The sequence below is a fragment of the Arhodomonas sp. KWT genome (assembly GCF_010993615.1).
Genome location: NZ_WNXE01000866.1, coordinates 1 through 713, shown reverse-complemented (window position 1 = coordinate 713; position 713 = coordinate 1). Strand labels below are relative to the sequence as shown.

The following is a 713-nucleotide window of genomic DNA, read 5'->3' as shown; positions in this document are numbered from 1 at the left end:
ACGGTGATACCGGCAATCGCGACGGCGATCACGAAACGGCTCATGGACATGGGGCCCCTCCGCACCGGTCCGGATACCATGACGGAGGCGGCAACCGGTGACGACGGCGGCCGTTGGCGGGACCTGCCGCCCGTCCCGGGCAACGCGATTCGAGGCACATCCCTGGCACCCTCTGCGTATCGCTGCGTTTACCGGTCGCCCGGTGACCGCGGGGCGGCCTCGATTGCCCCCTCACGGCCACGGCTACACTGCCAATCTACGCCGGTGCCTCCCCCTGTCAATGACGCCAATCACTCACCTTCCCCCGCCATAAGCGCCCAGCCGGCGGTGACATCCGTGCCGGTGGGCAGCACCGGGCGCCAGACAGGCCACCAGCCCGCGGGCACGGCGTACTCCGTGGCGACGCCGATGCCCGGCACCGCCACGAGGACGTCGTCGAGACGCAGCACCGGCCACCAGTGCCGTTCCCAGGGGGCCAGGCCACGTTCACGGTAGAGCTCGGAGACACGCCGGCGTGGCCCGCCGGAGACGAGGCGCAGCCGCTCGCCCGGTGCCGCGACGCCACACCGCAGCGACTCGCGTATCTCCGGCGAGAGACCATGCCCGGCCGCCTCCCAGTCCAGCCGCCCCGCCGGTCCGTCGGGCACCGGCGCCGGCAGGCGGAACAGCCTGTCACGGTGGCGGCGGAGCTCGCCCTCGTCCCAGGCAAGGAC

1 protein-coding gene is annotated in these 713 nt (G+C 72.5%); it reads right to left on the bottom strand.

Going from position 1 to position 713, the window contains the following annotated elements:
* Positions 1-290: 290 nt before the first annotated feature.
* The coding region (gene tilS / locus G7A99_RS22945) for a tRNA lysidine(34) synthetase TilS (RefSeq protein ID WP_163144344.1) at positions 291-713 on the bottom strand (423 nt) is incomplete at its 5' end.